Source organism: Shewanella sp. (assembly GCF_051658185.1).
Classification (GTDB): Bacteria; Pseudomonadota; Gammaproteobacteria; order Enterobacterales; family Shewanellaceae; genus Shewanella.
In genome coordinates, this window is the sequence record NZ_JBOFMC010000049.1 from 1 (window position 1) to 5,112 (window position 5,112).

Sequence of the window (5,112 nt, forward strand, 5' to 3'; positions counted from 1 at the left end):
TGTTTTTGGTGCGCAGCAGTTGCATTTGCAGGCGTGCACTTTCAATTCGTTCCTGCGGGCTGGTGCGCAAATCCTTGGTGAGTCCAAGCCAGGAAAGGCTTTTAATCAACCATTTAGTTGGATCGTAATGCCACCATTTAATGCCGTTGCGGTAATCGTTTTCAAAGATATGATGGAAATTATGATACCCCTCGCCGTAGGTCAACATGGCCAGAAAACCGTTGTCCCGGGCCGTGTTTTTATCGGTGTAGGGCTGGCTGCCCCACACATGGGCAAGCGAGTTGATAAAGAAGGTGCAATGATGCACCACCACCAAGCGCAGTAACCCCGCCATGAGTAGCATTGAGGCGATATCACCATTAAGCAAGCCTAAAAACGCCGGTAAGCCAATGTTCATCAAAAGCACCAGCGCTAAATAATGCTTGTGTTGCCACATGACTATTTTGTCATTTTGTAAGTCGCGCACGTTTTGATAATCGTGGTAACGCTGCGCCTGATACTCGCGCAGCATCCAACCGATATGGCTATACCAAAAACCCAGTTTAGCCGAGTAGGGATCTTTATCATTATCATCAACATGCTTATGGTGCACGCGATGATCCGAGGCCCAATGCAAGGCGCTATTTTGCAAGGCTAATGCCCCGCCAAGGGCGAAAATGAAGCGTATTGCAGGGTGAGCCTTATAGGCTTTATGGGACCATAATCTGTGGTAACCGGCGGTGATTGATAGGCCGCTGGCAAAGGCGAGCGCAATAAAGGCTAACCACTCGCTGGCAGCGTAGCCGTGGCTGATACCACGCCACGGTACGATGACGAGGGCGCCTAAAAAGGTAAGACTAAATAAACTGACATTAAGCCAGATGAGAGGGGGTTTTTTCATGAATGATATCCAATATCCGCATTTGAGCGTACAACTGTAAGCTAATCTAACGTGTGCGTAACATTTGGTCAAGTAGGATGGGGCTGCGTTTAACGGCTAAACGCGCTATTATCGCGCCATTACATTCAGTTAGTGGATTTGAGAATGGGTATTCGTGCACAGCAAAAAGAGAAAACGCGCAGGGCATTGGTGGATGCCGCTTTTAATCAGCTAAGTGCTGAACGCAGTTTTTCGAGCTTAAGTTTGCGAGAGGTCGCACGGGAGGCCAATATTGCCCCCACCTCGTTTTATCGCCATTTTAAGGATATGAATGAGCTCGGCCTAACGATGGTCGATGAAGGCGGGCTGACCTTAAGACAAATGATGCGCAAGGGGCGGCAACGCGCTGAGGCGGGCGGCAGTGTGATCCGGATTTCTGTCGACACCTTTATGGAAGTGCTAGATTCTAACCCTAACGTTTTTCGAATTTTATTGCATGAACGTTCAGGCACCTCCGCAGCCTTTCGGGCCGCCGTTGCCCGTGAAATTGAGCATTTTATCTCAGAGCTGGCCCATTATACCGAGGCCACCGCCGGGCGGACTCCGCTGCTCGCCAGAGCACAGGCCGAGGCTTTAGTTACGCTGGTATTTAACGCCGGTGCCTCGGCACTGGATATGAAGCGTGCCGACCGCAAGATTTTGGCCGATCAATTGGTGATGCAGTTGCGCATGGTGGCCATGGGAGCCGAAGCCCTGCAACATAAGGTTGAGCATCGTTAATTGGACTATGGTATCGCGTAAGTAAGTGGTATCGCGTAAGTAAGTGATATCGCGTTAGTGGTATCGAATAAGCGGTTAGAGACGAATGAAGTCGGCTTAGGGGGTCTGCTTCATGCCGAAAATCATTATTTTGCGTGAGTGTTTAGCTAATAGCCTTGCAGGACAGTGACAAACAAACATTTCTCCGCTTAGGGCTTACTGAAGTAAGGGGGGAAAGTGCAAGTCTTACTACACTCGGTAGTATGTTAGTAAACTACATCACTGATAAGGAAAATGAGAGCTAACAATCAAATTAAAATGCGCGCAGGGCCTGTAACGCTATAGCGCGAAATACCGCCCACGAGCCTCATTTGTGGCTATTCAAGGGTGGCCTTCCTCTTGAGGTGAGTCAAATCGCTAGAGCAAAGCTAAACCAAACTAGATAACGTGAACTTACTCACAACAGCGGGCCTGTGATGGTGGCCCGCCGTTGCTTGTCACTTTGCTACAGCCCTAGTTAATCCGCTCTAGCAATACACCAGATTCCATGTGGTCGGTATAAGGAAATTGGTCAAATAGCGCAAAACGGCTGATTTTATGTGTTTTAGATAGCTGCTCGAGGTTGTCTTTTAGGGTCTCTGGATTGCAAGAGATATATAAAATCCGCTCATAACCTTGCACTAACGCTAGGGTATCGGGGTCGATCCCCGCTCTTGGCGGATCCACAAAAATGGTATTACACACATAGCTATCTAAATCGATTCCTTCTAGGCGTCTAAATTGCCGTTTTTTGGCCATCGCATCGCTAAAATCTTCGGCCGACATGCGGATAATCTGAAGGTTTTCAATCCCGTTTGCCGCAATGTTGTACTGCGCCGCATCCACGGAGGGCTTGGCAAGTTCGGTGGCGAGCACTCGCTTAAAGTTTTGCGCTAATGCAATTGAAAAATTGCCATTGCCGCAGTACAGCTCAAGTAGGTCGCCTTGGCTACCTTGGGTGACATCAATCGCCCATTCCAGCATCTTAATGGCGACGTTAGCGTTGGGTTGGGTAAAGCTATTTTCGATTTGCTTGTAATGTAGGGTTTTGCCATTAACCTCTAAGGATTCAACCACATAATCTTTATCTAGGTCGATTTTTTGCTTACGCGCGCGCCCGATAAGGTTGATGTTAAACTGTTGACTTAATTTGGCTTTGAGGGCGCTGGCTTCGCTATGCCACTGCGCATCGAGTTGTCTGTGGTACAAAAGCGACACTAAAATCTCGCCACTGAGGGTCGATAAAAAATCCACTTGAAACAGTTTGTGCCGCAGGCTGTGATTGGGCTTTAACTCTGCCATTAGCGCTAACATCACTTGGTTGATTAATGTGCTTGCTGGCAGATATTGGTCGCAGCGCACTTTAGCATTCAGCACCTTATCAAACATGTAATAGTATAAATCGTCACCCTCGTGCCAGACGCGAAACTCGGCACGCATCCGATAGTGGGCGGGCTCAGAGGCGAACACTTCAACGCTCGGTGCGGCAAATTGGGCAAAGGCCTGTTCGAGTTTGATACGCTTAGCGTCTAACTGGGCATCGTAGGTCTGAGGATCCATTGCTGCTAAATTCATTGTTGATTCACCGTGGCTGTATTTGGGGGCGCAAATATTATACTAGGTGGCACGAATGTCCAGTATCTTGCTTTTGCGGTTTGCGCCAAGCTGTGGGAAAATCCGCCCGCGCGACGCTTGGCGTCGAATAACGTGGCGTTTTCGTTGGCCTTATTCGGCCATCACCTAACCTGGCTAGCATTGCATCAGGCCATTAATCGTGGGGACTGACTTGTCGCGACCTATATTAGTATTTGATTCTGGGATTGGCGGCCTATCCGTGCTCGCTGAAATCCGCAAGCTGCTACCTCGGCAGCATTACTGCTATCTGTTTGATAACGCAAGGTTGCCTTACGGCGAATTGGATGAACAAGTACTGGTGTCGGGCTGTGTGGCGTTAATCAGCCAATTAGTGGCGCGTATCGATGCGGCAATTGTGGTCGTGGCCTGTAATACCGCCAGTACTGTGGTATTGCCAGCGCTACGCTCTCAATTAAGTATTCCTGTTGTGGGGGTGGTGCCGGCCATCAAGCCTGCCGCACGTATCTCCGCCAGTAAACGGATTGGGTTGTTAGCGACACCGGGCACGGTAAAGCGGCATTATACTCACACTCTTATTAGTCAGTTTGCCGACGATTGTCATGTTGAATTGTTTGGTTGCTCAGAGCTTGTCTTGATGGCGGAGCAAAAAATCGAAAGCGGACAATTGGATATGCAAAGGCTTGCTGAATTATTGGCACCGGTCATTGCCGCCGATATTGATGTGCTCGTGCTCGGTTGCACACATTTTCCGATGATCCGCCATGAATTGCAGCAGGTGCTTGGGCCAGAAGTGACATTATTGGATTCAGGCGCAGCCATTGCTAAGCGAGTGGCATCGCTGTTGGGTCAGAGTCATATTAGCAATGTTGTGAGTGATCAACAGGGGCAGGGAGAGCAGCCGCAGCTGCAGGCTTTCTATACTAAGGCAGAAATTGGAGAAGGTTTGCAAACGGCATTAGTTGATTGTGGTTTTTCAACTATCGAACGAATCGCCACAACCAACGAATAAAACAACGAAAGCGGTTTATCCGCAACTCTTACTCTTCAGCGTCCGCACGTTCGGTGCCATCAGAGTCTTGGGTTTTCGCTTCTCTGACCTTTAACGTCCGTTCTTGGAAGTTAAAGTCATTCAGTTTGGCCATGGCTTTTTGGGCGCCCGCCTCAGACATTTCCACAAATCCAAAGCCCTTACGTCGCCCTGTCTTACGATCCCGCACCAAGCGGACAGAATTCACAGGCCCAAACTCACTAAATAGTGACTTCACTTCACCTTCATGCACCCGATAGGGCAGATTACCGACATATAGCGTCATCGTTGGCCCAACATACTGCTCGTCGGCATTTTGAGCCGTGCTTGATTCAGGGATAAATTTAAAAATAAGCGTGGTAATAATAACGCCGGCAACAAACGCAATATAAGCAGGCAAGGTCGGCGCGAACTGAGATAGCGCAACAGCGCCAAGAATGGCGATGACTAAGATGATAAGAAATGACTTTTGCATAAAAATGCTCTCTGATGAAATATAAGATGATAACCAACTGTTAATAGCGAAGCCTATGGTAATGAATTATTTACTTTTACACTAGAGTGCTGCTGAAAAATTGAGCGCGAAATAACAAATTAGGGAATAAACCTCCTTTCGAGCGGCGGCAAATGGCACAGATGAGGTAAAAAATAAACATGTTGACTAAATTCTCGGCGGTCGATTCGCCGCGTGAGAAAAAGCCCTTGCACAAAAAGTTCAGCTGCCTATAATGCGCATCCACTGACACGGCAGCAGCGAAACGCAGTTAGCCAAAGGCAGTCATCGATAAGTAACCGATTAGATTACTGATTGATGAGCGAAAAGAAAGTTGAA

At 48.3% G+C, this 5,112-nt stretch carries 5 protein-coding genes; 2 read left to right on the forward strand and 3 right to left on the reverse strand.

What is annotated here, in order from left to right; translation table 11 throughout:
* On the reverse strand, positions 1 to 880 hold an 880-nt coding region (locus ACRCZA_RS01990; protein WP_438672808.1), incomplete at its 3' end, for an acyl-CoA desaturase.
* 144 nt (positions 881 to 1,024) lie between these two features.
* Here ACRCZA_RS01990 and fabR point away from each other — a divergent pair.
* Positions 1,025 to 1,639, forward strand: coding sequence for an HTH-type transcriptional repressor FabR (gene fabR, locus ACRCZA_RS01995; RefSeq protein WP_438672809.1), 615 nt, complete (start codon positions 1,025 to 1,027; stop codon positions 1,637 to 1,639).
* 492 nt (positions 1,640 to 2,131) lie between these two features.
* Here the strand turns inward: fabR and trmA are convergent, their stop codons facing one another.
* Positions 2,132 to 3,232, reverse strand: a complete 1,101-nt coding sequence (gene trmA / locus ACRCZA_RS02000; RefSeq protein WP_438672810.1) for a tRNA (uridine(54)-C5)-methyltransferase TrmA — start codon at positions 3,230 to 3,232, stop codon at positions 2,132 to 2,134.
* Between the two features lie 211 nt (positions 3,233 to 3,443).
* Here trmA and murI point away from each other — a divergent pair, with 211 nt between their 5' ends.
* Entirely contained in the window at positions 3,444 to 4,262 is an 819-nt protein-coding gene (gene murI / locus ACRCZA_RS02005; protein ID WP_438672811.1) for a glutamate racemase, read from the forward strand.
* 28 nt (positions 4,263 to 4,290) lie between these two features.
* Here the strand turns inward: murI and ACRCZA_RS02010 are convergent, their stop codons facing one another.
* Positions 4,291 to 4,755, reverse strand: a complete 465-nt coding sequence (locus tag ACRCZA_RS02010) for an RNA-binding protein (RefSeq protein WP_438672812.1) — start codon at positions 4,753 to 4,755, stop codon at positions 4,291 to 4,293.
* Positions 4,756 to 5,112 lie beyond the last annotated feature (357 nt).